At 69.6% G+C, this 25,738-nt stretch carries 18 protein-coding genes; 4 read left to right on the top strand and 14 right to left on the bottom strand.

Going from position 1 to position 25,738, the window contains the following annotated elements; genetic code table 11:
• Nucleotides 1-113: 113 nt before the first annotated feature.
• The 6 genes from ACWPN8_RS00630 to ACWPN8_RS00605 are packed head-to-tail and all read right to left on the bottom strand — an operon-like array spanning nucleotide 114 to nucleotide 7,891.
• Nucleotides 114-1,910: an alpha/beta hydrolase gene (locus ACWPN8_RS00630; RefSeq protein WP_109448996.1), complete on the bottom strand. Its 1,797-nt coding sequence runs from the start codon at nucleotides 1,908-1,910 to the stop codon at nucleotides 114-116.
• The gene (locus tag ACWPN8_RS00625; protein WP_492239554.1) at nucleotides 1,907-4,426 is read right to left on the bottom strand and encodes a glycoside hydrolase family 2 protein; all 2,520 of its coding nucleotides are present in this window, start codon (nucleotides 4,424-4,426) and stop codon (nucleotides 1,907-1,909) included. Before ACWPN8_RS00625 ends, ACWPN8_RS00630 begins: the two co-directional genes overlap by 4 nt.
• Before the next feature lie 6 nt (nucleotides 4,427-4,432).
• Nucleotides 4,433-5,392: a DUF1839 family protein gene (locus ACWPN8_RS00620; RefSeq protein WP_492239553.1), complete on the bottom strand. Its 960-nt coding sequence runs from the start codon at nucleotides 5,390-5,392 to the stop codon at nucleotides 4,433-4,435.
• The gene (locus tag ACWPN8_RS00615) at nucleotides 5,389-6,315 is read right to left on the bottom strand and encodes an amino acid--[acyl-carrier-protein] ligase (protein WP_199237656.1); all 927 of its coding nucleotides are present in this window, start codon (nucleotides 6,313-6,315) and stop codon (nucleotides 5,389-5,391) included. The genes ACWPN8_RS00620 and ACWPN8_RS00615 overlap by 4 nt, the downstream gene beginning before the upstream one ends.
• Nucleotides 6,312-7,535: an acyl-CoA dehydrogenase family protein gene (locus ACWPN8_RS00610; RefSeq protein WP_492239552.1), complete on the bottom strand. Its 1,224-nt coding sequence runs from the start codon at nucleotides 7,533-7,535 to the stop codon at nucleotides 6,312-6,314. Before ACWPN8_RS00610 ends, ACWPN8_RS00615 begins: the two co-directional genes overlap by 4 nt.
• Nucleotides 7,532-7,891: an acyl carrier protein gene (locus ACWPN8_RS00605; protein ID WP_492239551.1), complete on the bottom strand. Its 360-nt coding sequence runs from the start codon at nucleotides 7,889-7,891 to the stop codon at nucleotides 7,532-7,534. Before ACWPN8_RS00605 ends, ACWPN8_RS00610 begins: the two co-directional genes overlap by 4 nt.
• 619 nt (nucleotides 7,892-8,510) lie before the next feature.
• Between ACWPN8_RS00605 and ACWPN8_RS00600 the strand changes: the two genes are divergently transcribed.
• Nucleotides 8,511-11,156 carry a methyl-accepting chemotaxis protein gene (locus ACWPN8_RS00600; RefSeq protein ID WP_492239550.1) on the top strand — a complete coding sequence of 882 codons (2,646 nt, stop codon included), beginning with the start codon at nucleotides 8,511-8,513 and terminating at the stop codon, nucleotides 11,154-11,156.
• A 24-nt stretch (nucleotides 11,157-11,180) separates the two neighbouring features.
• Here ACWPN8_RS00600 and ACWPN8_RS00595 read toward each other — a convergent pair whose 3' ends face one another.
• The 3 genes from ACWPN8_RS00595 to ACWPN8_RS00585 form a co-directional block, all read right to left on the bottom strand.
• The gene (locus ACWPN8_RS00595; protein ID WP_492239549.1) at nucleotides 11,181-11,882 is read right to left on the bottom strand and encodes a Crp/Fnr family transcriptional regulator; all 702 of its coding nucleotides are present in this window, start codon (nucleotides 11,880-11,882) and stop codon (nucleotides 11,181-11,183) included.
• Nucleotides 11,883-11,991: 109 nt separating this feature from the next.
• Nucleotides 11,992-13,830, bottom strand: a complete 1,839-nt coding sequence (locus ACWPN8_RS00590) for an ABC transporter ATP-binding protein/permease (RefSeq protein WP_492239548.1) — start codon at nucleotides 13,828-13,830, stop codon at nucleotides 11,992-11,994.
• 99 nt (nucleotides 13,831-13,929) lie between these two features.
• On the bottom strand, nucleotides 13,930-15,294 hold the full coding sequence (locus ACWPN8_RS00585; protein ID WP_492239547.1) for a GH1 family beta-glucosidase: 1,365 nt from the start codon (nucleotides 15,292-15,294) through the stop codon (nucleotides 13,930-13,932).
• 280 nt (nucleotides 15,295-15,574) lie between these two features.
• Between ACWPN8_RS00585 and ACWPN8_RS00580 the strand changes: the two genes are divergently transcribed.
• The gene (locus ACWPN8_RS00580; protein ID WP_492239762.1) at nucleotides 15,575-16,789 is read left to right on the top strand and encodes a family 4 glycosyl hydrolase; all 1,215 of its coding nucleotides are present in this window, start codon (nucleotides 15,575-15,577) and stop codon (nucleotides 16,787-16,789) included.
• 90 nt (nucleotides 16,790-16,879) lie between these two features.
• Here the strand turns inward: ACWPN8_RS00580 and ACWPN8_RS00575 are convergent, their stop codons facing one another.
• The 3 genes from ACWPN8_RS00575 to ACWPN8_RS00565 form a co-directional block, all read right to left on the bottom strand.
• A complete protein-coding gene (locus tag ACWPN8_RS00575) occupies nucleotides 16,880-17,059 on the bottom strand; it encodes a hypothetical protein (protein ID WP_492239546.1) in 180 nt (59 codons plus the stop codon).
• Nucleotides 17,060-17,143: 84 nt separating this feature from the next.
• Complete coding sequence (locus tag ACWPN8_RS00570; protein WP_492239545.1) at nucleotides 17,144-17,614, bottom strand: hypothetical protein; 471 nt, start codon at nucleotides 17,612-17,614, stop codon at nucleotides 17,144-17,146.
• A gap of 81 nt (nucleotides 17,615-17,695) precedes the next feature.
• A complete protein-coding gene (locus ACWPN8_RS00565) occupies nucleotides 17,696-18,847 on the bottom strand; it encodes an MFS transporter (protein ID WP_492239544.1) in 1,152 nt (383 codons plus the stop codon).
• A 209-nt stretch (nucleotides 18,848-19,056) separates the two neighbouring features.
• Between ACWPN8_RS00565 and ACWPN8_RS00560 the strand changes: the two genes are divergently transcribed.
• Nucleotides 19,057-19,872 carry an alpha/beta fold hydrolase gene (locus ACWPN8_RS00560; protein WP_492239543.1) on the top strand — a complete coding sequence of 272 codons (816 nt, stop codon included), beginning with the start codon at nucleotides 19,057-19,059 and terminating at the stop codon, nucleotides 19,870-19,872.
• A gap of 41 nt (nucleotides 19,873-19,913) precedes the next feature.
• Entirely contained in the window at nucleotides 19,914-20,798 is an 885-nt protein-coding gene (locus ACWPN8_RS00555) for a helix-turn-helix domain-containing protein (protein WP_492239542.1), read from the top strand.
• Here the strand turns inward: ACWPN8_RS00555 and putA are convergent.
• Nucleotides 20,795-24,538: a trifunctional transcriptional regulator/proline dehydrogenase/L-glutamate gamma-semialdehyde dehydrogenase gene (gene putA, locus ACWPN8_RS00550; protein ID WP_492239541.1), complete on the bottom strand. Its 3,744-nt coding sequence runs from the start codon at nucleotides 24,536-24,538 to the stop codon at nucleotides 20,795-20,797. The two genes, ACWPN8_RS00555 and putA, sit on opposite strands and share 4 nt — an antisense overlap.
• 360 nt (nucleotides 24,539-24,898) lie before the next feature.
• Entirely contained in the window at nucleotides 24,899-25,516 is a 618-nt protein-coding gene (locus ACWPN8_RS00545) for a metal-dependent hydrolase (protein WP_109449020.1), read from the bottom strand.
• Nucleotides 25,517-25,738 lie beyond the last annotated feature (222 nt).

Raw genomic sequence — 25,738 nt, 5'->3', positions numbered from 1 at the left:
ATGCCCCTTGGCGACGCGCTTTGCGCGCCGGCCCCCTCACCCTCCCCACGCCTCCAGCGCGGGTCCCCTCCCTCTCCCCGGGGGAGAGAGGGCATTCTTCGCCCCCCTTTGCCCTACCCCACCCGCTCGCCGGATGGCAGCCCTCCCGATGACAGATCGAGGCCCCAGCCGGTCAGGTCCGAGGCGGCGGGGTCCGCCTGCGCCGCGCTGTCCAGACCGGCCAGATGGCGGTCGATCATGCGGTCCAGCCGGTCGCGCGCCTCCCAGACCGTCAGGCTGTGGTCGGAGCGGTCGAGATAGGCCACTTCGATGCCGGACAGGCCGTCCAGCGCCCGGCCTCCCTCGCCCAGATGCAGGTAGAACTCGGCCAGCGTCATGTCGCCGCTGCTGTAGACCACCAGCACCCGCCGGCCTTCCACCGACAGGCGGCGGAACATGCGCAGCGCGTGGCGCGTCAGGCCGGTGCGGAGAAGCACCTTGCGGAAGAAGCGCCCGGCCAGCCTCCTGGCCAGCCCGGTCAGGCGGGCGGGCTTGCGGAAGCTGGCGCGCAGCCGGGCCGGCTTCAGCGCCTCGATCAGATATTCCTTGGTGGAGCGGAAGGCGACCGTCCGCATCAGCTCCGACACGGCGATGCCGCCGCCCATCTCGAACCGGCCGGGATTCAGCACGATCTGCCCGACGACGCGGTCGTCGCCCAGCCCGGCATGCAGGGCGGGCGTGCCGCCGGCGCACAGGCCGATGACGACGACGCGCTCGTGCCCCTGCTCCTCCAGCCAGTTCAGCGCGGCGCGGACGTCGCCCATCACCTCCTTGTTGTAGAGGAGATTGTCGGGGAAGCCCGGACGGTCGGGGCTGTCGCCGATGCCGGCGGCGTCGATGCGGAGCGAGGCGTAGCCGCGCGCCGCCAGCCGGCGCGCCTGCACCACCGTGGCGCGGCCGGAGCCGACATGGTGGGTGGCGCCGCTGTTCAGGAACAGGATGGCCGGCCGGTTGCCGGCCGGATCGGCCAGGACCGGCGTGCAATAGACGCCGAACAGCTCCGGCGCGGTGCCGAAGAAGATCGGGCGTTCGACCGCGGTCGGCATCATCAGCCCGGCCGGGCGATCCGGCGGCGGGGTGGCGCCGGCGGCGACCGGAGCGGCGGCGACGATCCAGCGCAGGACCGGCTCGAACGCGGCGGCGGCCTGGGCGCGCTGCGGCTGCTGGGTCAGCTCCATCATGCCGCTGACGCCCATCGGCTCCGCCATCGCACCCAGCGTGCGCCAGCGGGCGGCCAGCTTGACCGGGGTCTTCCCCTCCGGCCGGTCGGCGATCAGGATGCGCGGCGCCGGCAGGGCCGGCGCGTCGCAGGGGTTGAGGCCGCCCAGCGTCAGTGCGGTTTCCGGCGTCAGCGGCATGCCGATGACGTTCAGCCAGGAGGAGCGCTCCGGCGGTTCCGGGTTGCAGACCGGACGCAGCACGATGGAGGACAGGGTCTGCATTTCACGGACCGCCTTGCGGCCCGAGGTGATCGGCGACATCAACACCAGCCTGTCGATGCCCTGCCCGTCTTCCGCCATCTCCAGCGCGGCGGCGGTGGCGAGCAGTGCTCCCATGCGGAAGCCGACCAGGGTCACGTCGGTGACGCCGGTGTCCTCGCGCAGGCGGCGGACCGCCGCCTTGACGCCGTCCAGCCAAGCGCGCACCCGGTCCGGCTCGCCGTCGTCGCCGGCCGAATCGCCGGAGCCGGGATAGTCGAACCGCAGCGTCGGCAGCCCGGCGGACGCCAGGCTTTCGGCGAAGCTCTTCCAGGCGCGGTGGGCGCACAGCTCCTCATACCCGTAGGGACCGCAGAGGACCACCCCGCGCAGCCCCTCGGCCGGGTGCAGCCATCCGAAACAACCCTCGAACACCACCGGTGTCGGCTTCATGCGTTCCCCCTGTAGCGGACGGGCGCCAGCGCGTTCAGCGCATGGACCTCGCCGTCTGGCACCATCCGTCCGGCCGATGCCGTCCCGTCCGTAACCCCAACCCCATTCCCACTTTGCGAACCTGCACGCGGCCGCAAGGTGACAACCCGCTCGACGCCGGGGGCGAGATGGAACCAGCCGTCATCCGCCTGGAACCGCTCATCCTCGACATGCACCGAACAGGCGAACCGCCCTGCCGCCAGCCGCAGCGCCCACGCGTCGCCGTCTCCGCTCCCCTGGCGCTCGACCACCGCCGTCAACCCCAGGTCGGCGCGCGGCAGCGAGCGTCCCTTTGGAAAATAATGAGACTCGTCAATTGGTTCCGCGTCCCTTTCGGCCAGCAGCACCTGCGCCGTGACCACATCGTGCGAGATAGGCCCAAACCTGTAGGCGTAGGTCGTGTCAAAAAAGCGGTCGGTCAGTTCGGCAGCGGCCAGCGCCACCGCACCCCTCGCCGGAACCGTCACCGGACGCTCCGCCTTCAGCACCGGGACCGAGCCGTCACGCCCCCCCTCCCGCCATGCGGTCAGCCGCAGCAGTGCCTCCACCGGCCGGGCGGTGTCGTTGACCAGATGCACGGCCAGCCCGTTGACACCCTCGTCGGTCAGGATGACCCGCAGCGGGCGGAAGGCGCGCTTCAGCGCGTAATAAGCCGGCTTCGGCGTGCCGTCGGCGGCGACCACGCCCCAGCCGGCGCCCGGAGCGATGTCGCGCCACTGCCAGACCAGACCGCCGGCACAACTGGAGCCGGCGCGCCGCCATTCGTCGAACACCGCCTGCATCACCTCGCCGGTCACCGCGCGCGACAGGCGGCGGTAGCGGTCGGGATCCTCGTAGCGCAGGCGGCGCGGATCGACGGCGTAGAGGCTTTCCAGATAATGCTCGCGCACATCCTCGAAATCCCAGGAGGCGCCGGGATCGCGCGGCACCCGCGCCTTCCAGCGCGGATGGTGGAGCGCCGGAACGCCGAGCGGATCCTCCTCGGGGAGGTTGGCGAAGGCGAGGCATTCGCTGGCGAAGCACACCCCCGCCCGCCGGGCATCGTCGAGCGGCTTCATGTAGGCGCCGACGCCGTAATAATGGGTCACCCCGGCATTGGCGATGAAGGGCAGCGGCCCGCCGCTGGGGGAGTTCGGCACCTGGATCAGGTCGGGCCGCCGGGCCGTCGTCTCCTCCGCAATCACCGCCGTCAGGGCCGCTTGCGCCCAGGAGGCGCGGGGCAGGCCCAGCATGGCCGCCTGCTGCTCCATCTCGCTGCCGCCGCAGAGCACGGCCAGCGACGGCGACGCCTGGGTGCGGTCTAGCAGCTGGGCGATCTCCGCCCGCACGCTGCCGAGGAAGGCGGCGTCGGTCGGATAGTCGAAATTGGCGAACATGGCGTCCTGCCAGACCAGCAGGCCCAGCTCGTCGCACAGCTCGAAGAAGGCGTCGCCCTCATAGAGCATGGTGCCGCCGACGCGGACCATGTTGGCCCCGGCCTCGCGCAGCCGGCGCAGCTCCGGCTCGTAGGCGGCGCGGTCGGACGACAGCCCGACAAGATCGACCGGCACCCAGCAGCCGCCGCGGCAGAACACCCGCTCGCCGTTCACCAGCAGGGCGAAGCCGGTGCCGTCCGCGCCGCGGTCGACCACCAGCGAGCGGAAGCCGACACGGCCAAGGTCGACTTCGACCGATCCAATGCGGGCGGCGACGCCGTGCAGGACCGGCTCGCCATGGGTGTGCGGCCACCAGGGCTCGACACCGGGCAGGGTCAGATCGGCGGTGAAGCCGTCCACCCCGTCGAAGACGAGCGGCGCCGTGTGGCCGGCGACCTCGACCGAACCGGTCGCCCCAGCCGACGCGCCTTCCACCGTCAGGCGCACTGAAAGGTGGCCGTCCCGTCCGTCATAAGCGGTGCGCAGGTCGGCGGCGAGGACACGGCAGGGGCCGGTGTCCTCCACCAGCTCCACCGGGCGGAACGGGCCGACGGCATGGATCGGCGGGCACCAGCCCGGCATATGGCCCAGCAGGGTGGTGCGGACGAAGCGCAGCCCAGCCGGCTCGGCCAGCTTGGGACGCCAGCGGGCGCGGCCCTTCTTCGCCGCCAGCACCGGGTGCAGGGCGTGGAAGCGGATGGACAGTTCGGCCTCGCCGGTCAGCGTCACCGGCACCTCATGGGCCAGATACATGCTGTCGGAGGTCAGGATGCGCTCGCCGTCCAGCCGCACCTCCGCGATGGTGGCGAGGCCGTGGAAGCGCAGGACATGGGGGCCATGGCCGCTGAGGCGGGTGCGGTAGACGAAATCCCTGTCATGCAGCGGCGCCGGATCCTCCGCCGACCACAGGCCGGCGGCCTGGAGGGCCTCGGCGGCGGTGCCGGGAACCGGGGCGGGGATGCCCTCCCCGCTGTCCGGTCCGCCGGGCGCCGAGACGGTCAGCGTCCATCCCCGATCCAGAAGGGTCCGCCGCTGTCCCGTGACCGCTCGGATTAGGGCCATCGCTGCTCACCCGTACCGGCGGGCCAGACTGCCCATGACGGTGTCGTAGCCGCGCTCCAGCCGGTCGAAGCTGTCGGTCAGGTCGGGCGCCTTGCGCCGCGCCACCGTACGGGCAAGCTGGAACTGCATCGCCTTGGCGCCCTCGGCGATGGATTGGCAGGCCTCCACCGCTTCCCCAGGGCCGTCGAGCCAGCGGAGATGGGCGCCAAGCAGTTCGAAATTGGCGCCGAGCTGGCGCAGCAGGTTGAAGGCGTAGAGGTGGAAATATTCCATCGGCCGGGCGAGCAGCCGGTCGAGATGCTCCGGGAAGGCGGCGCGGTAGGCCGTCACCGGGTTGCCGGCGGGACGGCGGGCGAGATGGCGGCGCAGCAGGTCGAGCGAGGCGGCGACCAGCGCCCCGCCCTCCAGCGCCGTCCCGCCGGGCTTGACGAACTCGACATAGGGGAAGAGCGGCCCGGCCGCCGCGGCGGCGACGCCCTGGTAGTCGGCACCGTCGAGCCGGTAGAAGCCGGCATTGTGGAAATAGTCCATCGTCCCGGCGGCCGGATCGATGCGGACGATGCCGACCGTGGTCTTCACATGGGTGGTGCCATAGGAGGTGCCGCGGGTATCCGGCAAATGGAAGCCGTCGACCTCCACCAGCACCAGACCGCCATCGGGACTCCTCCGCAGCTGCTCGGCCACATGGGCCTCGACGCTGTCGTAGATCGCCAGCTCCTGCACGCGCAGGCCGTACAGCGTCTCCAGATCCTCCAGCGGCACCTTGAAGAAGGTGAACTGGTCGCCTTCAAAATCCTGGGTGACGGTGAAGCCCAGCATCGCCCGCGGTTCCAGTCCGCGGGCGTGCAGCGCCTCGATCCACAGATCGACGTAGCAATTGGTCTCCGGCCAGATACGCTCGCCCTGGTGCAGGGGATGGCGGTCGTAGCCGTCGGGGTGGCGCGGCGTCCACATGGCCCCGGTCACCCCCACAGGACCTTGCGCACCGACGCCGGCCACTGCGCCGTGTCGAAGCCATGGTGGCGGAACAGCGCCAGCGCCACGCGCTCCATGCCGAAGCCGACGCAGGCGGTGTGGGCAACGCCGTCATCGGCGGTGTGGATGTCCCACAGATGGCCGAAATGGTCCTGGTGGTAGTTGAAGCTGAGGCAGGCGGTCGGCTTCTCGGTGCTGGTGATCGGGATCAGCAGCTCGAACTTCAGCTTCTGCTCGCGCTGGCTGTTCGACAGCATGGTGCCGGCCCGGCCGAAGAAGGGGTCGTTGGCGACATCGACGTCGAGCGGCACCTCCAGCGAGCCCATCATCGCGCGCCCGCGCTCCAGCCACAGCTCGCGGAACTCCACGACCTGATCGGGGGTGCCGATGCGGATGTATTCGCGCATGCGGAACAGCTGCATGCGGGCGGGGTCGATCGACGGCTCATGCCGGAAGCAGTAGGAGAAGACGTCGATCAGCTTGCCCTCGCCGGGCAGCGGGCCGCGCCGCGCGATGGTCGGATAGACCGGGTAGCAGGCGGCCGGCGTCATCACCACGTCGGTCGCGACCTGATCCTCGGTCCAGTCCTGGCCCTCCTCCAGCCGGCGCAGCAGGGTGCGGTGCGCCTTCTCGTCGCCGCCGAAGCTGTGGATGGTGCCGGCCAGATGGGGGAAGCTCTTCAGATACTCGCTTTCCTCGAAATACTGGCGGTTCAGCGCCGGCGGGAAGCGCATGACCTCCGCCCCGTCCTGGCCGCCCCAGCGGGTGACCAGCGCGTCGAAGCGCTCCACCACATCCTCGAAGACGCCGCTGCGGCCATAGAGGCCGTCCACGCCCGTCGGGATCAGCAGGCCCGCCTCCACCAGCGCGTCGCGATAGGCGGCCTGGGCGGCCGTGATGTCGACCATGTTCATTCGAAGGCCCCCGACCCGTCGCGCTGGACGAGCAGCTGTGTGGAGATGTGCGACATGATGCGGTCGTTGCCGATCATGAGGGCGGCGGAATGGGCATCGCGCAGGTGGCGGCCCAGGCTGTAGGGGGTGTCGTTGCGGTAGCCGGCGAGACCGCAGGTGCGGATCGACGCTTCCACGATCTCGCGCACCAGCTCCGACGTGGTCACCTTCAGCGTGCCCATGGCGGTGGCGAAGGACAGGCTGGTCAGCCGCTCGGGCGAGCCGCAGGCCAGCTCGTACTGGCGGATGGCGGCCAGGATGACCGCCTTCATCTGCTGGAGCTTGGCGGTCGCCTCGGCCAGCCGCACGGCGGACGCCGGGGTGGTGCCGGGCTTGCGCTTGGCCTCCGAGCGGACGAAGGCGCGGGCGCGGCTGACCGCGTCGGCGGCGATGCCGAGCCAGGTGCTGCTCCACAGGATGTGGGTGACCGGCAGCATGGTCTGGGCCGACAGGTCGGCGTAGGACAGCGGCAGGATCTGGTCGAGGACGCCCGCCGCCTCCAGCCGGTAGCCGTCGGAGCAGGTGCCGCGCATGCCCATCGCGTCCCAGAGGCTGGTCTTCTCCAGCCGGTAATCGTCCTTGGTCACCACCACCAGCACCTGGTCCGACGACGGGGCGTCGGGGTTGCGCCGGGCGGTGACCAGGATCACGTCGGACTGGTCGCCGTAGGAGATGACCGACGCGTTCTTCGCCAGGGTGAAGCGGTCGCCGCCAGCCTCCTGATCCGCCTGCACGGCGCAGACGCTGTTGCGGATGTCGCCGCCGGTCTCCTTCTCCGTCGTGGCGGAGCCGAGCAGGAGCTGGCCGGCGGCGATGCGCTGCATCAACTCGCGGTGCCAGCCGTTGCCGCCATGGTTGACCAGACAGGCGATCTGGATCTGGTGCATGGCATAGATCATGCCGGTGGCGGCGCAGCCGCGGGCCAAGGCATGGCAGGCCGCGGCCACATCGAACAGCGACGCACCGCCGCCGCCGAGTTCCGCCGGGATCATGACGCCCAGCAGCTTCTCCGCACGCAGGGCGTCGAAGGCCTCGATGGGGAAGCGGCCGTCGCGGTCGACGTCAGGGGCGTGGCGCGCGGCGATCTCGGCGCCGATGGCGCGCGCGCGGGCCACGATATTGGCTGGGGCCTGGACCGATGCTGGAGTCAGCTCGGCCAGGCCGGCCAGGGCCGCGTTCACGCCTCGCCCCCGTCGACCAGGCCGCGCACCGCCTCGCGGATGGCGGCGATGCTCTCGAAGGTGCGGCGGTTCAGCAGCTTTTCCGGAAACTCGACGTCGAACTGCTCCTCCAGCCCCAGCATCAGGCCGACGCAGCCGTGCGAGGTGAGGCCGGCGGCATAGAGGTCGTCGTCGATGGCGAGCGTTCCGGCATCGACCGCCAGCCCGCCGCATTCCGCCAGGACGGAGCGGATGCCGGCGACCGTCTCGTCGTCGGCGCCGCCGACGGGCGGACGTCCGAGACCCCCGGCGGCCCCGGCGGCCTGGAAGCCCTCATGGGAAGAATTGGCGTAAGGCGGGCTGGCATCCTGCGGCATTCTCGAATTCCCTCGGGCAAACTTGCTGGTCTGAAGCTAGCCACGCCATCCCGGTGCTTCCACTCGGCATCGGTATGGCCGCACCGCTATCCAAGTGATCGCTTTTTCACCGGTGGGGGTAAGCAGAGGGATAGGGTCGGTCGATAGCCCGGATAGCTTTGGTGCTGCCCGCTATGGCCATGATCCTTGCGCATAGGCTCAAGCCGGGGCTTGGGCTTGGCCGCTGGAAGACAGGCGGCTCCTGCCCCCGCGGCACATGAGGGCGGACCCCACCGGCGGTGGGCAACGGAGTTTCCTGCGAGCGAAATTTTCCCATCCATTTTACCTACCTCTTCCGTATAGCGGAAGGACGGCGACTATCTTTTCTCGGTCACGGAAAAAGAAGTTGACGGCTGCTCGCGCTGTCGAAAAGCATGCAAGGGCCGGTGTGGCCGATGGTCGCAAGCACTTCGCGGCGCTTGCATTGCCGTGATTGCGCACAATGCGGACGCGCAGCCCCCCTCCCCCCAGGCGAGGCTGCAGGCGCCCGGCCAGAGTTCGTGCCGGCCTCGTTTCGTGCAGGCCTCGTTTCGTGCAGATCGACCAGCGACCACACCCGCCTTCAAGGGACACCGACGCCATGACCATCGCCGAAACCACCGCCCCGCAAACCGGTCCCGACCTGTCCGGTACAGGCGGCGGACGCCGCCCCGGCCTGCGGTTGGGCGTGCGGGCGAAGCTGATGCTGGCCTTCGCCGGCATGGCGGCGATGACGGTGGCGGCCAGCGGCGTCGGGCTGGTGTCCTTCTCGGCGGTCGAGCGGCCGATGGCGCAGATCGCCGACACCAGCCTGCCGGAGATGGAGCTGGCGACCCGGCTGGCCGGCGAAAGCGGCGCCATCGCCTCGGCCGCCCCGATGCTGGATGGCGCCGCCAGCCAGGAGGAGCGGGAACGGCTTCGGACGGAGGCGCAGGAGCGCGCCCGCGGCTTCCTCTCCCTGGTGGACGATCTGGCCGCACGCCGGCCGCAGGACCCGCTTTTGTCGGAGGTGCGCGAGACCGGCAACGCCCTGATCGGCACGCTGGACCGCCTCAACGACGGGGTGGCCCGGCGCCTGTCGCTGCATGACCGGCGCGAGGCGGCCTCGACCCGGCTGGCCCAGACCTATGACGGCTTCCTGAAGACGCTGGCGCCGCTGGTCGACGGGTCGAGCCAGGCCTTGCAGGAAAAAGGCATGGCGCTCGACGGCGGCACCGACCGCGAGATGGGGGCCCTGTCGGACGCCGTGCGGTCGATGATCGCGCTCTACGACCTGCGCGGCGGGATCGCCGGTGCGCTCGACGCCATGAACCGCTCCGGCGCGGCACAGGACGCCAAGACCGTCGGCGACCAGCAGCAGTCCTTTCTGGAGGCCTCCTCCCAGGTGACGGCCACGCTCGGCACGCTGGGCGACCGGCTGCCGGCCGACGCCGCCGGCAAGATCGACGCGCTGTTCCTGTTCGGCTACGGCAAGGACAATGTCTTCGACCTGCGGCGCGCGGCGCTGGAAGGGAGCGGCGGCGGCGCTGCGGACCGCCAGCTTGCCGAACGGCTGAACTCCGCCCGGACGCAGGCCGCACAGCTGCTGACCCTGCTGAACGCGCCGCTGCGCAAGGTGCAGAGCGACATCAAGCGCGCCAACTTCGACATCCGGTCCCAGGTGCAGGAGGCGGTGCAGGATCTGCTCGGCCGCGGGCTGGAGCAGTTCCGCACGAACCTGGAGCTGTCGACCTACGGCACCGCCCTGACCGGCGCGCTGAACGAAGCGTCGCAGGCCCCCGACGCCGCCCGGCTCGACCTGTTGGAAAAGCGCTTCTCCACCGCCTCCTCCTCGCTGTTCGAGCGGATCGGCACGCTGCGCGCCCAGGCCGGCGACAATGCCGCCGGCACCGAGGTGCTGGCCGCCCTGGTGAAGGCGCTGATCGGCTTCGGCCGCGGCGAGGAGGGGGTGATCGCGCTGCGCCGCGGCGAACTGGCGGCGATGGCCGACACCGAGCGGATGCTCGCCGAGAACCGGCAGCTGGCCCAGCGCTTCGCCGCCACGGTGGACCGCAAGATCGCCGCGATGCGCGAGGAGGCCAAGGCCGCAGTCGCCGGCACCGACGACACCATCGCCGCCGGCCGCAAGATGCTGGTCCTGTTCGCGGTCGGCAGCCTGATCGTCGCCGCCGCCCTGGCCTGGCTGGTGGTCGGCCGCCACATCGTGGCACGGCTCAGCGGGCTGTCGGACGCCATGCGGGCGATTGCCGCCGGAAACCTGAACGCGGCGATCCCCGCCGCCGGTGCGGATGAGATCGGCGACATGACCCGCGCCCTGATGGTCTTCCGCGACACCGCCAACGAGGCGAAGGCCGCCAATGCACGGGCCGAGGCCGAACGCGGCCGCGCCGCCGGCGAACGCCGCCGCGCCATGGTCGAGATGGCCGAGAATTTCGAAAGCAGCGTGCGCGGCGTGCTGGACCGCGTCTCGCAGGCGGCCGGCGAGATGCAGAGCATGGCCGAGCGCATGAGCCGCAGCGCCGACCTGACCGCCGGCGAGGCGACGACCGCCGCCGGCAGCTCCCAGCAGGCCGAGGGCAACGTGAAGGCGGTGGCGGCGGCGACGGAGGAGCTGTCCGCCTCGATCCAGGAGATCGGCACCCAGGTCCACGCCTCCAGCCAGATCGCCCGCAAGGCCGCCGACGAGGCGGAGCGCACCGACCGGACGGTGGAGGGGCTGGCCCAGACCGCCGGCCGCATCGGCGAGGTGGTCGGGCTGATCCAGAGCATCGCCGGCCAAACCAACCTGCTGGCGCTGAACGCCACCATCGAGGCGGCGCGGGCCGGCGAGGCCGGCAAGGGCTTCGCGGTGGTGGCGTCGGAGGTGAAGGGCCTCGCCACCCAGACGGCGAAGGCGACCGAGGACATCTCCGCCCAGATCGCCGCCATGCAGTCGGTGACGCAGGAGGCGGTGGACGCCATCCGCTCCATCGCCGGCACCATCCGCGAGGTGAACGAGATCGCCGCCACCATCGCCGCCGCGGTGGAGCAGCAGAGTGCCGCCACCCGCGAGATCGCCCGCAATGTCGGCGAGGCGGCGGACAGCACCCAGCATGTCCGCGGCAACATCGACAGCGTCGCCGATGCGGCGCGGGAGTCGGGGGAATCGGCCAACCGCGTGCTGTCGGCCTCCTCCACCGTGCAGGAGCAGCTGCGGACGCTGGCCGGTCAGGTCGACGGGCTGGTCGGGGAAATGCGGGCGGCTTAAGGCCGGTACGTTGCCGGGGACGGGCTAAGGCCCGTCCGCCAGCTCGCGCAGGGCGGTCACGTCGCAGCGGAAGCGGTTGGGCCGCAGTTCCTCCAGCAGGCCCTGCCGCTTCAGTTCCGCCACCACGCGGCTGGCGGTCTCGGTGGTGATGCCCAGCACGGCGCCGACATCCTCCCGGCCGAAGAAGTCGCACTCGCCGCGGTCGTCCACCAGGGTCAGGAACAGCCGGGCGACCCGCGCCCTGGCGCTGCCGGTGCCGAGTTCGACCAGAAAGGCGTCGGCCCGCTCCACCGCCTGGTGCCAGCGGCGCATCAGTTGCTGGTGCAGGTGCTGCGTCTCCTCCGACAGGCGCTGGATCACCGCGCGCGGGATGCGGCAGGTCAGGACCGGATGGATGGCGATGGCGGTGTGGCGGTAGGGCTCGCCCAGCGCCGCCTCCAGCCCGGCGGTGTCGCCGGTGCGCAGCAGCCGGACGATGCGCTGGCCGCCGTTCGGCAGATACTGCACCAGCTTCACCAGCCCGCCGCGCACGGTGTAGAGCGCCGCCGGCTCGTCGCCGACATGGTAGAGTGCGGCCCCCGGCGCCACCGTCATCTCGTCGATGGGCAGATGGATCAGGTTGAAATCCGGTTCCGTCAGGTCGGCGAAGAGTGCCGAGTCCCGGATGCCGCACCCCCGGCAGTTCGCCAGCCCCCGCCATGCCGCGTTGATGCTGGTCTTCTTCACGCTCATGTCCATGGTGGTGCGGGGCGGCTGCTTCTGTTGGTGCCAACGATGACCGCCGCGCAGTGTGGCAGCTTTTCGGACCGGTTCCAAGGATGCGGGAGGCGGCCGGTCAGGCCGCGCTCTCCTCCACCGGCCGGATCGGCCGCGCCTCCTCGCGCAGGGTGACGGCGCCGTTGGTGCGCTCCAGCACCAGCTTGCGGCCATGGTGGGCGGCCAGTGCCGCATGATGGCCGATGGTCAGCAGGGTGGCATGCGGCAGTTCGCGCTCCATCAGCGACAGAAGCTCCTCCTCCGCCGGGGGATCGAGGCTGTCGGTGGCGTCCTCCAGGAAGATCCAGTCGGGGCGGCGGATCAGCAGCCGGGCGAAGCCCAGCCGCTGGCGCTCGGGCACCGACAGCACCTCGTCCCAATGGTCGAGGCTGTCCAGCCGGCCGACGAGGTCGGGCAGCCCGACGCTGACCAGCGCGCCGGCCGCCTTGTCGTCGCCGACCGACGCCGCCGTGCCGGGATAGGCCAGCACCGCGCGCAGGCTGGCATGGGGCAAATAGGGGCGTTCCGGCATGAAGAAGACGCGGGTGTGGGCCGGCAGGGTGATCAGCCCGCGCCCCCAGGGCCAGACGCCGGCCACGGCGCGGAACAGCCGGATGGTCGCCGTCGCGTCGCCGCCGATCAGCACGCGGTCGCCCGGCCGCACCTCCAGGTCGAAGGGATGGACGACCGCCGTGCCGTTCGGCTCGTCGATGGCGACGCCGCGGAAGGTCAGCCTGTCGTGCTCGTCGGAACGCACCAGCTGGATGTGGGCGTCCGGCACCTCGCAGACATTGCGGTCCAGCCGCACCAGCGCGTCGTGCAGGTTCAGCACGCGCTCCACCGACGCCCGCCATTCGGCGACGCGCGGCAGATTGTCGATGGGCCAGGACAGGGCGCCGACCGTCTGCTGGAAGGCCTGCGCCGTCTGCATCAGCACGCCGAGCGTGATGGTGCCGGCGATGTAGCGCGGGGCGGCGACCAGAACCGGAAAGGCGGTGGACAGCACCGAATAGCTGGCGCTGAACACCATCATGTGGCTGAGCGCCCGGGTCTGGCCGTTCCAGCCCCGCACCACCCCGCCGAACAGGCCGGAGAGGTGGCCGCGCTCCGCCGATTCGCCATGCAGCAGGGCGATGGTCTGGCCGTTCTCGCGGATGCGGGCCAGCGCGAAGCGGAAATCGGCCTCGTAGCCCTGGCGCCGGTTGACCGAATTGACCAGCGGCTGGCCGATCAGCATGGCGATGGTGGTGCCGACCGCGGCATAGAGAAGCGCCACGAACAGCAGGTGGCCCGGCACCGCCAGCTCGGCTCCGAACAGCGTGACCGACAGGGTGCCGGACAGCATCCACAGGATGTTGGTGAAGCTGACCAGCAGCAGCGCGCAATAGGTCAGCGAATGGCCGAGATCGATGGCCATCTCCGCGGTGATGCGGATGTCTTCGGCGATGCGGCCGTCGGGGTTGTCGTGCTCGCCCGGCATGTAGGCGATCTGGTGGTGCCGGCCGCGGCGCAACCAGTCCTCCAGCAGCTTGCGGGTCAGCCAGTCGCGCCAGCCCATCTGCAACCGGCGCTTCACCCGCAGATGCAGGACGACGATGACGATGTTGTAGAGGATGATCAGCCCGACCAGACCGATCATGGTCAGGAAACGGTCCATGGAGCGCTGTTCGAGCGCGTCGAACAGCCGCTCGCTCCACAGGTTGATCAGGACGGGGACCGAAACCTGCCCCACCGTCAGCACGACCAGCGCCACGGTCAGCGCCCACACGGTCACCCGCGTGCGCCCATGCCAATAGCCGCCCGCCAGGCTCAGAAAGCGACGGGCAAAGCCGGGAGCCTTGCCGCCGGCATCATCGCCGCCCTTGCCAGTTCCGGAGCCTTTGCCGGCGCCCGTGTCGCCGCCTGTGTCCTCGGTCATCCCGCCCATTCCGGGCCTCCGCACAATCCCTCAACATCCGTATAACCAACGAATAGGACGCGGCAGGCCGAAAGTACAGGGGCTGCGACGAAAGAAAGATTAAAGCCGTCCAGTTCTCACAACCTCCGCGAGGAAGCGGTAGCTGTCCTTCGGCGTGCGCTCCAGCGTGTCGTAATCGACCCTCACAATGCCGAAGCGCTTTGACAGGCCGTAGGCCCATTCAAAATTGTCCAGCAGGCTCCAGCACAGATAGCCCGTGACGTTGCAGCCGTCGGCCAGCGCCTGCGCCACCGATTCCAGATGCTCGCGGTAATAGAGAACCCGCTCGGCATCGTGGATCTGGCCGTCCGGCGTCACCACGTCGTCATAGGCGCAGCCATTCTCGGCGATGAAGACGGCGGGGTTGCCGTAGTCGGTGCGGAGTTCGCTCAGCAGGTCGTAGAGCCCCTCCGGCTGCACCGGCCAGGCCATGCCGGTCCAGCGCCGGCACCGGGCCTCGCCCCAGCCGACGGCGAAGGGCCGCCCCTCCTCATGCTTCATCGTCATGCGAGAGTAGTAGTTGATGCCCAGCAGATCGATGGGGTAACGGATCGCCTCCTCGTCGCCCGGCAGCACGAACTCCGCCATTTTGTCGGCCAGCAGCGCCGGGATTTGCCCGCGCATCAGCCCGTCCAGCGCCACCCGGTTCCACACCGCATCCCAGCGGGCGGCGGCGGCGACATCCTCCGGCCGGTCGCTGTCGGGAACGCTCGGCTGAAGGTTCAGCACGGTGCCCAGCGTCAGGCCGGACCGCTCCGCCGCGATGGCGCGCAGGGCGGCACCCTGGGCCAGATTCTGGTGGTGCAGGGCGCGCAGGATGCCCTGTTCGCCCAGCCGGTGGCCGGGGGCATGCTCGCCGACGCCATAGCCGAAGATGGCGACGACGTTCGGCTCGTTCAGCATCATCCAGCTCTTGACCCGGTCGGCCAGCCGGGCGGTGACGATGCGGGCATAGTCGGCGAAGGGGCCGACGATCTCCCGCCCCTGCCAGCCGCCGGCATCCTCCAGCGGCTGCGGCAGATCCCAATGGTAGAGGCAGGCCATCGGCGTGATGCCGGCCTCCAGCAGGCTGTCGACCAGCCGGTCGTAGAAGTCGAGGCCGCGCGTCTCCACCGCCCCGGTTCCCGTCGGCAGGATGCGCGGCCAGGCGATGGAGAAGCGGTAGCTGTCGAAGCCCGCCGCCTTCATCAGCGCGATGTCTTCCGGGTAGCGGTGATAATGGTCGCAGGCGACGGCGGCGCTGCTGCCGTCCATGATGCGGCCTTCAGCGGTGAAGCTGTCCCACACGCAGGGCCCGCGCCCGTCGATATTCACCGCGCCTTCGATCTGGTAGGCGGCGGTCGAGGCCCCCCAGTGGAAATCCGGCGGGAAACTCAGCGGCTTGGCATCGGCGGCCTGGGATACGGGCTGGCTGAAGCTGTCCATTCATTTCCTCCCGAGGGGCATGGTTCGTTTTCCCCAGCATGCCGCAGCGGGAGCCCGTGCGCCATGGGACAAGCATGCGAACGGTCCGGGCGCGACGCGGTGGCGCAGCCGCAGAGGGTTGCACACAGGCACTGTGCGGACCTGCCCGAACGGCGTAGCCTGATCCCACAAGACGGCGGCCAGCCGCTCCGTTTACGGAGGAAACGCAAGATGCCCAACACAACGAAGATCGTCTTCATCGGCGCCGGCAGCGCCGCATTCGGGCTCAGCCTGTTCCAGGATTCTGTTCTCCACCACCGAACTGGCCGGCAGCACCCTGACGCTGGTCGATACCAACCAAGAGGCGCTCGACCGCATGGCGGCGCTGGCCGGGGTGCTGAACCGCCGGGGGAATGCCGGCCTCACCATCGAGACGACCACCGACCGCAAGGCGGCGCTCCAGGGTGCCGGCTTCGTGCTGTGCGCCATCGCCATCGACCGCAACCGGCTTTGGAAGCTGGACTTCGAGGTGCCGAGGAAGCATGGCATCCGTCACACGCTGGGCGAAAATGGCGGTCCCGGCGGGCTGTTCTTCACGCTGCGCACCCTGCCGCTGATCGTCGACATCGCCCGCGACGTGGAGGCGATCTGCCCCGACGCGCTGTTCATCAACCTGTCCAACCCGGAAAGCCGTATCGTGCTGGGGCTGTCGCGCTGCACGGGCGTGCGGACGCTGGGGCTCTGCCACGGCATCTTCCTGGCGCGCTGGTTCATCTGCCAGATCCTGGGCATGGCCGAGAAAGACGTCGATGTCTGGGGCGCCGGGCTGAACCATTTCCAATGGCTGACCGCCATCCGCGAGAAGGCGACGGGCCGCGACCTCTACCCGCTGCTGCGCGAACGGGAAGCGACGCACGACCCGTCTTTCACCCCGCTGGCGCGCCGCCTGTTCCACGCCTTCGGCCTGTGGGTCACCCCCAGCGACGACCACACCGGCGAATTCCTGCCCTATGGCTGGGAGGCCGGGGAGCATGGCTTCGACTTCAAACACGATGAGGAAGGCCGCGTCATCCTGCGCGACCTGATGGACGGGGTCATCGCCGGCAGCCGGCCGATCCCCGACGACTGGACCAAGCCGTCCTGGGGCGAGCGGGCGGTGGCGGTGATCGCCGGCCAGCTGCACAACCAGAAGCGCTTCATCGAAAGCGGCATCGTCATCAACCGCGGCGTCATTCCCGGCCTGCCCGACGAGCTGGCGGTCGAGGTGCCGCTGGTGGCCGATGCCGCCGGCGTCCATCCGGTGTCGCTCGGCCGCTTGCCCGACGGCATCCTGAAGCTGCTGTCGGTCCAGGCCAACGTGCAGCAACTGTCGGTGGAGGCGGCGCTGCACGGGTCGAAGGAGCTGGCGCTTCAGGCCCTGCTGATCGACCCCGTCGTCAATTCCAGCACGGCGGCAGCCGCCATCCTCGACGAGCTGTGGGAGGCGAACCGGCCCTATATCCGGGCGTGTTTGTGAGGAGCCTGGCGCTCCATCCGATGCGGAAACAGCCGGGAGCGCTGTCACTCACCGGCCGCTGGGCGGGGAAGACAGGGAAAACGGTCAAGGCTACGGCTTGCGGTCGGCACGGAGAGCGCGGGCGCGAAGGAATGCCTCACGGCAGGACTTGTTCACCGCCGTGGCGAGCGGTTCGGGCAAACGGCCACCGTTGGCATCCAGATGAGCCATCAGATTTTTGCCGTCCGCGCCGATGCCGCCCTTCTGCGGATCGCGTTTCGCAATGGTCATGGTCGCCTCCTTCCGCATTTTTCGGATCGGCCCGTAACGATCAGTAGGAATGTGACATGCATGACTGCGAAATTCCATAGCCGGTCATTCAGGTCGGTGCTCCCAATTCCAGCGGCGATCGACGTCCTGCAGGATCGCGCCCGCCCTGTAGCCAAGGCTTGTCAGGAAATCGACGGTCTTCCGGAAGCGCGGGGGAAATTCGCCAAGCGGGAGCTGCTCTTCGGTACGGCAAACGACCGCAGCAGGACGATAATGGTCGATCAGTATCCGCGTGCCATCGTGAAAAAGATCGAGCACATAATGCTTTACCTGAGGGTGATAGACCTTCCTCGCCTCTTCGCGCCTGTAATGCATCCATCCCCTGTCGAGCACCGCGTCATAAACGTGGATGCCATGCAGAAGCTCATACCTGCCGCCACCCAGATGCTTCAAAGCGGCAGCCGCCGAGATGATCTGCTCCTGCTCGAAGTCCATCGTGATGTCGGTCATGCAGATGGCATATGGCGGCTCTTCAAGCAGGCGGAACTCGTAAGGCGGCAGGCAGGCTTCTAACACGGGCGTTGTTCCCGGTTGTGGACTGCCACACTGTAATCGCGTCTCCCGAGCAGGGGAAGAGTATGACGCGGCTCCCCCTCCTCAAGCCGGCCTTCGCCGGATCAGCCGGGCCGAGGCGAAGCCCAGCCCGGCGGTCAGCGCGCCGACGCCAAGGAACAGCGGCGCAAAGCCGGTGTGGGAGGAAATATAGCCGTACAGCACCGGGCCGATGCCCTGGCCGATGAAGAAGCTCGACGCGAACAGGGCCAGCGCCGACCCGCGGGCGGTGGGGGCCAGCTCGGTCGCCTGGGTCTGCATGGTGTTGTGCAGCATGTAGAAACCGAAGCCGGCGACCAGGAAGGCGAGGCTGACCACCGGCCAGGGCACCGGGAAGGCGATGACCAGATAGGCCAGACCGGCCGCCAGCCCGCCGGCCTTCATCATGCCCCATTGGCCGAGCGAGGCGATCAGCCGCCGCACCACGGCGCTGTAGAAGACGCCACCGATGGCGAAGGCGGCGATGGTCAATCCGGCCTGGAAGGCGCCGGCCGCACCATGTTCGATCAGCACCGGTGCCACGAAGGGGAAGACGCCGAAGATCAGCAGCCCTTCCGCCGCCACCGTGGCGAAGACGAACAGCGAGGCCGGGTTGGTCAGCACGGTGGCATAGCGCCGTTGCGCGTCGGCCACCGACAGGGGCGAGCGCGTCTCGACCTCGCGCGCCAGCCCGATGAGGGCTGCTGCACAGATCAGCGCGGTCAGGCCGGCGGACAGGCCGAACACCGCGCGCCAGCCGAAGGCCTCGGCCAGCGCGCCCGACACGGCGGAACCCGACATCTGTCCCAGGATGACCGCCAACAGGAAGCGGCTGATGGCGATCTGCCGCTCCTCATAGGGAACCCTGTCGCCGATCAGCGCCATGGAGGCCGGGATGATGCCGCCGGCAAAGGCACCGGCCAGGATGCGCCCGGCCATCACCGTGCCATAGCTCGGCGCGATGGTGGACAGCACCAGACCGACCGTCAGCACCGACAGGGCCAGCCGGACCAGCCGCGACTTGCCGATGGAATCGCCCACCGGTCCCAGCACGATCTGCATCAGCGCATAGGGCAGCGTGTAGGCCGAGGCCAGCAGCGCCGCCTGCCGCACCGTCACGTCGAGATCGTCGGCGATCAGCGTCAGCATCGGATCGGTGGTGCGGAGCGAGAAGGCGCTGGCGAAGCCGGCAAGGCCGAGCAGGAAGATCAGGCGCATCGAGGATCCGAACGGCAGCGGTGACGGTTCAGGACCTTAACCGGATCGCGCAGCCGCGTACCGCAATGCGGCAGTGATGGCAGGCATGCGCGCGCCGCAGGAACTTTCGTGTGCCTCATGACCCGGCAGGTAATCGATTCCGCTCCCTCCGCCGGGCAATCCTGGGGTTGTCGGGACGATCCGGCGGACAGCAGGGGAGGATGAACATCATGGGCGTCATCAACACCGACGACGGCGTGCGCCTGTTCTACCGCGACTGGGGCAACAGGGAGGGAGGGCGCCCCATCGTCTTCGTGTCGAGCTGGTCGCTGACCTCCGACGCCTGGGCCTATCAGATGGCGCCGCTGTCCGAGCAGGGATGCCGCTGCATCGCCTTCGACCACCGCGGCCACGGCCGGTCGGACGAGTCGCCGTCCGGCTACGGCTTCGACCGGCTGGCGGACGACATCGCGGCATTGCTCGACGGGCTGGATTTGCGCGACGTGACCCTGGTCGGCCATTCGATGGCGACAGGAGAGATCGTGCGCTACCTGTCCCGCCACGGCGCCGGGCGGGTCAAGGGCGTGGTGATGGTCGGGACCATCACGCCGCTGATGGCGCGGACCGGCGACAATCCCGACGGGGTCGATCCGGCGCTGTTCGAGGCCTTCCGGACGGAACAGCTGCTGCGCGACTTCCCGAAATGGCTCGGCGACAACATCGACCCCTTCGTGAACGACGAGACCTCGGCGGAGATGAAGGGCTGGATCGTCGGCATGGCGCTGCAATCTTCGCTGATGGCCCTGCTGGAGTCCAACCGGGCAATCACCTCCGCCGATTTCCGGGCGGAGCTGCCGGCCATTGCCGTGCCGACGCTGGTCGTCCATGGCGACCGCGACGTGACGACGCCGCTGGCATTGGCCGAGCGCACGGTGGCGCTGATGCCGAACGCCAGACTGTCCGTCTACGAGGGAGCGCCGCACGGCCTGTTCATCACCCACCGCGACCGCTTCAACGCGGAACTGCTGGCCTTCGCCCGCGGATGACGGCAACCATCGACGGCAATACCGGTTCGGAGCCAGCTCCCATGCCCCAGGACACCCCGCAGACACCCGGCCGAAGCGGCAGGATTCCGGCCCCGCCGCCGGTCGGCGCCCTGTTGCGGTCCTGGCGCCAGCGCCGGGGGCTGAGCCAGCTCGATCTCGCCTGCGAGGCGGACATCTCGACCCGGCATGTCAGCTTTCTGGAGACAGGCCGGTCGCAGCCCAGCCGTGGCATGCTGATCCATCTGGCCGAACGGCTGGACGTGCCCTTGCGCGAGCGCAATGCGCTGCTGGTCGCCGCCGGTTTCGCCCCGGTCTACAGCGAACACAGTTTGGACAGCCCGGCGATGCAGGCGGCACGCAAGGCGGTCGATCTGGTGCTGACCGGGCATGAGCCCTTCCCGGCGCTGGCGGTGGACCGGCATTGGCACCTGCTGGCGGCGAACCGGGCGGTGGCGCCGCTGCTGGAGGGGGTGTCGGCCGAGCTGCTGGCCGGGCCGGTGAATGTCCTGCGCCTCAGCCTGCATCCCGGCGGGCTGGCCGGCCGCATCGGCAACTGGGCGCAATGGCGCGAGCATGTGCTGTCCCGCCTGACCCGCCAGATCGAGGCGGGCGCCGACCCGGTCCTGGTCGCCCTGCGCAGCGAGTTGCAGGGCTACCCGGCTCCGGCCTCCGGTCTCGGGGGCGGCAGCGAAGCTGGGCATCATCCCGACGTGGTCGTGCCGCTGCGGCTGCACACGTCCTTCGGGCTGCTGAACCTGTTCAGCACGACGACCGTCTTCGGGACGGCGATGGACGTGACCCTGTCCGAACTGGCGATCGAGGCGTTTTTTCCGGCCGACGCCGAAACGGCGGAGAGATTGCGCGAGGCTCTTGCAGACACCCCCTCTCCCCAAGGGAGAGAGGGGGCAGCCCCCTCCCGCTCTTAGCTCATCGCCACGAGGCTGGCGTTGCCGCCTGCGGCGGTGGTGTTGACGCTGAGCGAGCGCTCGTTCATCAGCCAGGCGATCTCCACGCCTGCGCCGCCGGCCGGAACGCCCTGGGTCAGGACGAGGGGGCCGGGCAATTCGGCGATGCGCCGGTTGGCGGCCAGCAGGCGGGTGGAATCACCCTCCACCAGCGCACCGGCCAGCGGTCCGAAGCCGGTCCAGTTCGCGCTCACCCGGACACGGGCGGCCAGTTCCGGCGGCAGATCCGCCAGGCCGGAGGTGACGGCGCCGTCGCCATCGACCACCGCCTCGTTGCCGGCGGCGAGTGCCGCCCCCAGCAGACGGTACAGCCCGTCCTCGGTCTGCGGCAGCAGCAGGATGCGGCCGCGCGGGATCAGGCTGTAGAGGTTGCTCTCACCCACCGGACCGGCCAGTTCGACGCTGCCGCCGACGAGGGACCGCTTGGCCAGCGACCGGACGTTGGTGGCGATCTCCGCCTTGCCCCGGTCGGCCAGCCAGTCGGCCAGCGCATGGGCGGGCGCACGTACGGCGTCGTCGCCGCGCAGTCCGAGATCCAACGCCGGACGTACGGACAGCAGGCGCGACAGGTACAGCGGGCCGCCGGCCTTCGGGCCGGTGCCGGACAGGCCATGGCCGCCGAAGGGCTGTACGCCGACCACCGCACCGATGGTGTTGCGGTTGACGTACAGGTTGCCGGCCTCGATCCGGCTCGTCACCCGGTCGATGGTGGCGTCGATGCGGGTGTGCAGGCCGAAGGTCAGGCCATAGCCGGTGCCGTTGATGGCGTCGACCAGCCGGTCCAGATCGTCGCGGCGGAAGCGCAGGACATGCAGGACCGGGCCGAACACCTCGCGCTCCAGGTCGGCGATGGCGTCGATCTCGATGATGGTCGGCGCGATGAAGGTGCCCTCGGCGGTCTCCGCCGGCAACGGCAGCGATTCGACCCGGCGGCCCTTGGCCTTCATCGCCTCGATGTGGCGGACGATGCCGTCGCGCGCCTCCGCCGTGATGACCGGGCCGACATCGACGGCCAGCCGGTCGGGGCTGCCGAGGCGCAGCTCGCGCATCGCGCCCTTCAGCATGGTCAGGGTGCGGTCGGCGACATCCTCCTGCAGGCAGAGGATGCGGAGCGCCGAGCAGCGCTGGCCGGCACTGTCGAAGGCAGAGGCGATCACGTCGCCGACCACCTGTTCCGCCAGGGCGGAGCTGTCGACGATCATGGCATTCTGGCCGCCGGTCTCGGCGATCAGCGGGATCGGCGCCCCCTGCCCCTCCCCTTGGGGCGACAGGCGCCCGGCCAGCTGGCGCTGGATCAGGCGGGCCACCTCGGTGGAGCCGGTGAACATCACCGCACGGGTGCCGGCATGGCCGACAAGGGCGGCGCCGACCTCGCCCGCACCGGGCAGGAGCTGGACCGCGCCGGCGGGAATGCCGGCGGCGCGCAGGAGGCGCACGGCCTCCGCCGCGACCAGCGGGGTTTCCTCCGCCGGCTTGGCCAGCACCGGGTTGCCGGCGGCCAGCGCCGCGGCGACCTGACCGGAGAAGATGGCGAGCGGGAAGTTCCACGGGCTGATGCAAACCACCGGCCCCAGCGGCAGATGGGTGTCGTTGGCGAAGCCGTCGCGAACCTGGGCGCCGTAATAGCGCAGGAAGTCGATGGCCTCGCGCACCTCGGCGATGGCGTTGGCGGCGGACTTTCCGGCCTCGCGGATGATCAGGCCGAGCAGGGTCGGCAGGCGCGCCTGCATCGCGTCGGCGGCGCGGAACAGGCAGGCGGCGCGCTCGGCCGGCGGGGTGGCGGCCCAGACCGGAGCGGCGGCCTCGGCGAACAGGAAGGCGTCGGCGATGTCGGTGGGGCCGGCCTCGATGCACTGCCCGACGACATCGCGGTGGTCGGCCGGGTTCAGCACCGGCTGAGCGGTTCCGCTGCGCTCACCGTCCGCCAGCAGCGGGGCGGCGGTCCAGGCGACGGCGGCGCTGTCGCGCAGGGCGGCGGACAGGTCGGCCAGGACCGTCTCGTTCGACAGGTCGAGGCCGGCGGAGTTCGCCCGCTCGGTGCCGTAGAGATCGGCCGGCAAGGAGATCAGCGGGTTCTTGGCGCCCACCGGCAAGGCTGCGCGGGCAATCGCCACCGGATCGGCGACCAGATCGTCGATCGACACGCTCTTGTCGGCGATGCGGTTGACGAAGGAGCTGTTGGCGCCGTTCTCCAGCAGGCGGCGGACCAGATAGGCCAGCAGCGTCTCATGGGTGCCGACCGGGGCATAGACGCGGCAGGGCCGCTTCAGTGGGCCGACCACCTCCTTGTAGAGCGGCTCGCCCATGCCGTGCAGGCACTGGAACTCGTACTGGCCGACCTTGAAGGCGCCGTTCAGGTGGGCGGCCATCTGGTAGATGGTCGCCAGCGTCTGGGCGTTGTGGGTGGCGAACTGCGGGAACACCGCGTCTGGGGCGCCCAGCAGCCGGCGGGCGCAGGCGACATAGGAGACGTCGGTGTGCAGCTTGCGGGTGTAGACCGGGAAATCCTCCAGCCCGTCGACCTGGGCGCGCTTGATCTCGCTGTCCCAATAGGCGCCCTTGACCAGACGCACCATCAGCCGGTGGCCGCTGCGCCGGGCCAGATCGACGACGAAGTCGATGACATAGGGACAGCGCTTGCCATAGGCCTGGACGACGAAGCCGATGCCGTCCCAGCCCTTCAGATCCGGGTCGAAGCACAGCGCTTCCAGCAGGTCGAGCGACAGTTCCAGCCGGTCGGCCTCCTCGGCGTCGATGTTGAGGCCGATGTCGTAGCTGCGGGCCAGCCGGGCCAGCTCGGCGACGCGCGGCAGCAGCTCCGCCATGACACGGTCGGCCTGGGACCGGGAATAGCGCGGGTGCAGGGCCGACAGCTTGATCGAGATGCCGGGGCCGTCATAGATGCCGCGCCCGGCCGACGCCTTGCCGATGGCGTGGATGGCCTTTTCATAATCGGCGTAATAGCGGTCGGCGTCGGCGGCGGTGGTCGCCGCCTCCCCCAGCATGTCGTAGGAATAGCGGAAACCCTCGGCTTCCATCTTGCGGCTGTTGGAGAGCGCCTCGTCGATGGTCTGGCCGGTGACGAACTGCTCGCCCATCATGCGCATGGCGAAATCGACGCCGCGGCGGATCAGTGGCTCGCCGCCGCGCAGGATCAGCTTGGTCAGCGCCGACGACAGCGCCTGTTCGCCGCCGAAGCCGGCGCCCAGCACGCCCGTGACCTTGCCGGTGACCAGCAGCCCCCAGGTCGCGGCGTTGACGAACAGCGACGGGCTGTTGCCGAGATGGGCGCGCCAGTCGCCGCCGGCGATCTTGTCGCGGATCAGCGCGTCGCGGGTGGCGCGGTCGGGAATGCGCAACAGCGCCTCCGCCAGGCACATCAGCGCGACACCCTCCTGGCTCGACAGGCTGTATTCGTGGATCAGCCCCTCCACCCCGCGCCCCTGCGGCTTGGCGCGCAGCGCCGCGATCAGCGTGCGCGCGGTCTGGGCCGCCGCATCGGTCACCTCGGCCGGCAGCGCCGCCTGATCGACCAGCCACGCCACGCAGTCCGGCTCCGGCCGGCGGTAGGCGGCGGTGATCGCCTGGCGCAACGGCCCCACCGGACGAACGACGGGGGCGAAGGCGGCGAAGGGGCCGGCTCCGCTGGAGAGGGACGGCTCGGAAGCGAGGGCAACGCTCGGGTCGGTCATCTGGTTCATCGCGTGGCTGGCTCTGGTCGGGGGGCTCGGGGCGGCTTTGGAAAGCCCGGGTCCGGCAGTCAGGAAAGCCGGTCCAACGCCTGTCAGGCTAACCGATTTTCTAGGATCCTTTCCATCTGGTATTTTATCGATTATGCCGAATAAAGTTCCGATTTTTAGCTTATACGCAGAATAGATAATGGGTTCTGCGGCTAAATGTCAGAACATCCAGCCTGTTTTGCGAGGCAAATTTTCGGCAATTCCATTTTTACGGAATAAAATTCGGCCATGCGGCTCCATTTCCGACAATCCGTCTGGATTTTCGGGTTCGCTTCGGAAAATTCGACGGGATGCCGGCGCGAACGCCCGAACGGCCGGGAGTCAGCCCTTCAGCGGCTTGGTCCGGCTGGTTTCCGGCGGCTTGCGCACAGGCAGCGGGGGAGCGGCCTTCTCCACGCCGCCCTCGCCCAGGTAGGTCTGGGCCGCGGCCACGACCGAGCGCCAGGGCCTTTGCAGCGGGAACTCCGGCCAGCCGCCGGAGAACAGGCCGGAGATCATCCAGCCCGCCATCAGCGTCACCGCCAGTTGTTCGGAAAAACCGCCGGTTTTCAGAATGGGCAGGGCGAAGTTGCGCCGCCGCTTGATCGGCCACAGCAGCGGCAGGCCGGCCGGCGTCAGCAGGTCGCCTGCCAGATGGGTGAGGTAGCCGACGATGAATGGGATCAGAACATGCTGATAGGCCGCATGTTCGTGCAGGACCCACAGGCAGCCGGCGATGGCCAGCGCGGAATGGGTGACGCCGCGATGGCCGAAGATGTTGGAAATCGCGGTGGAGAGCGGCTTGACCAGCTGGCCGAGCGTCGATTTCGGATGGTCGATGTCCGGGGCGAGCGCCCCCAGAATCGCCGCCCCGAAGGCGACCGCGTCGAAGGTCATCCCGTACCGGCTCGACAGGTAGAACCACGTGGCGCCACCGACGATTATGTGAGAGGACGCCATCACCGTCGGGTCACCGGGGGCCTGAAGCTGGTCTCTGTCGGGGCGGCATCCGGCCGAACCCGAAATTGGGGGTAGCCTGACATTAGAATATTCCGCACCCCCAGAACAATAAGCCAAGGTAAAACAAGGGATTCCGAAAACGCATAACGTCCATGCGTTCGACAACGGTGGGTTGCCGGCGCCACGACTTTGAATCGCCGACAGCCGGTGGCAGCCGGTCCG

Source organism: Azospirillum sp. UENF 112521, from assembly GCF_058780665.1.
Note: the sequence above shows the minus strand (reverse complement) of the source record. Positions and strands in the feature narration are given on the sequence as shown.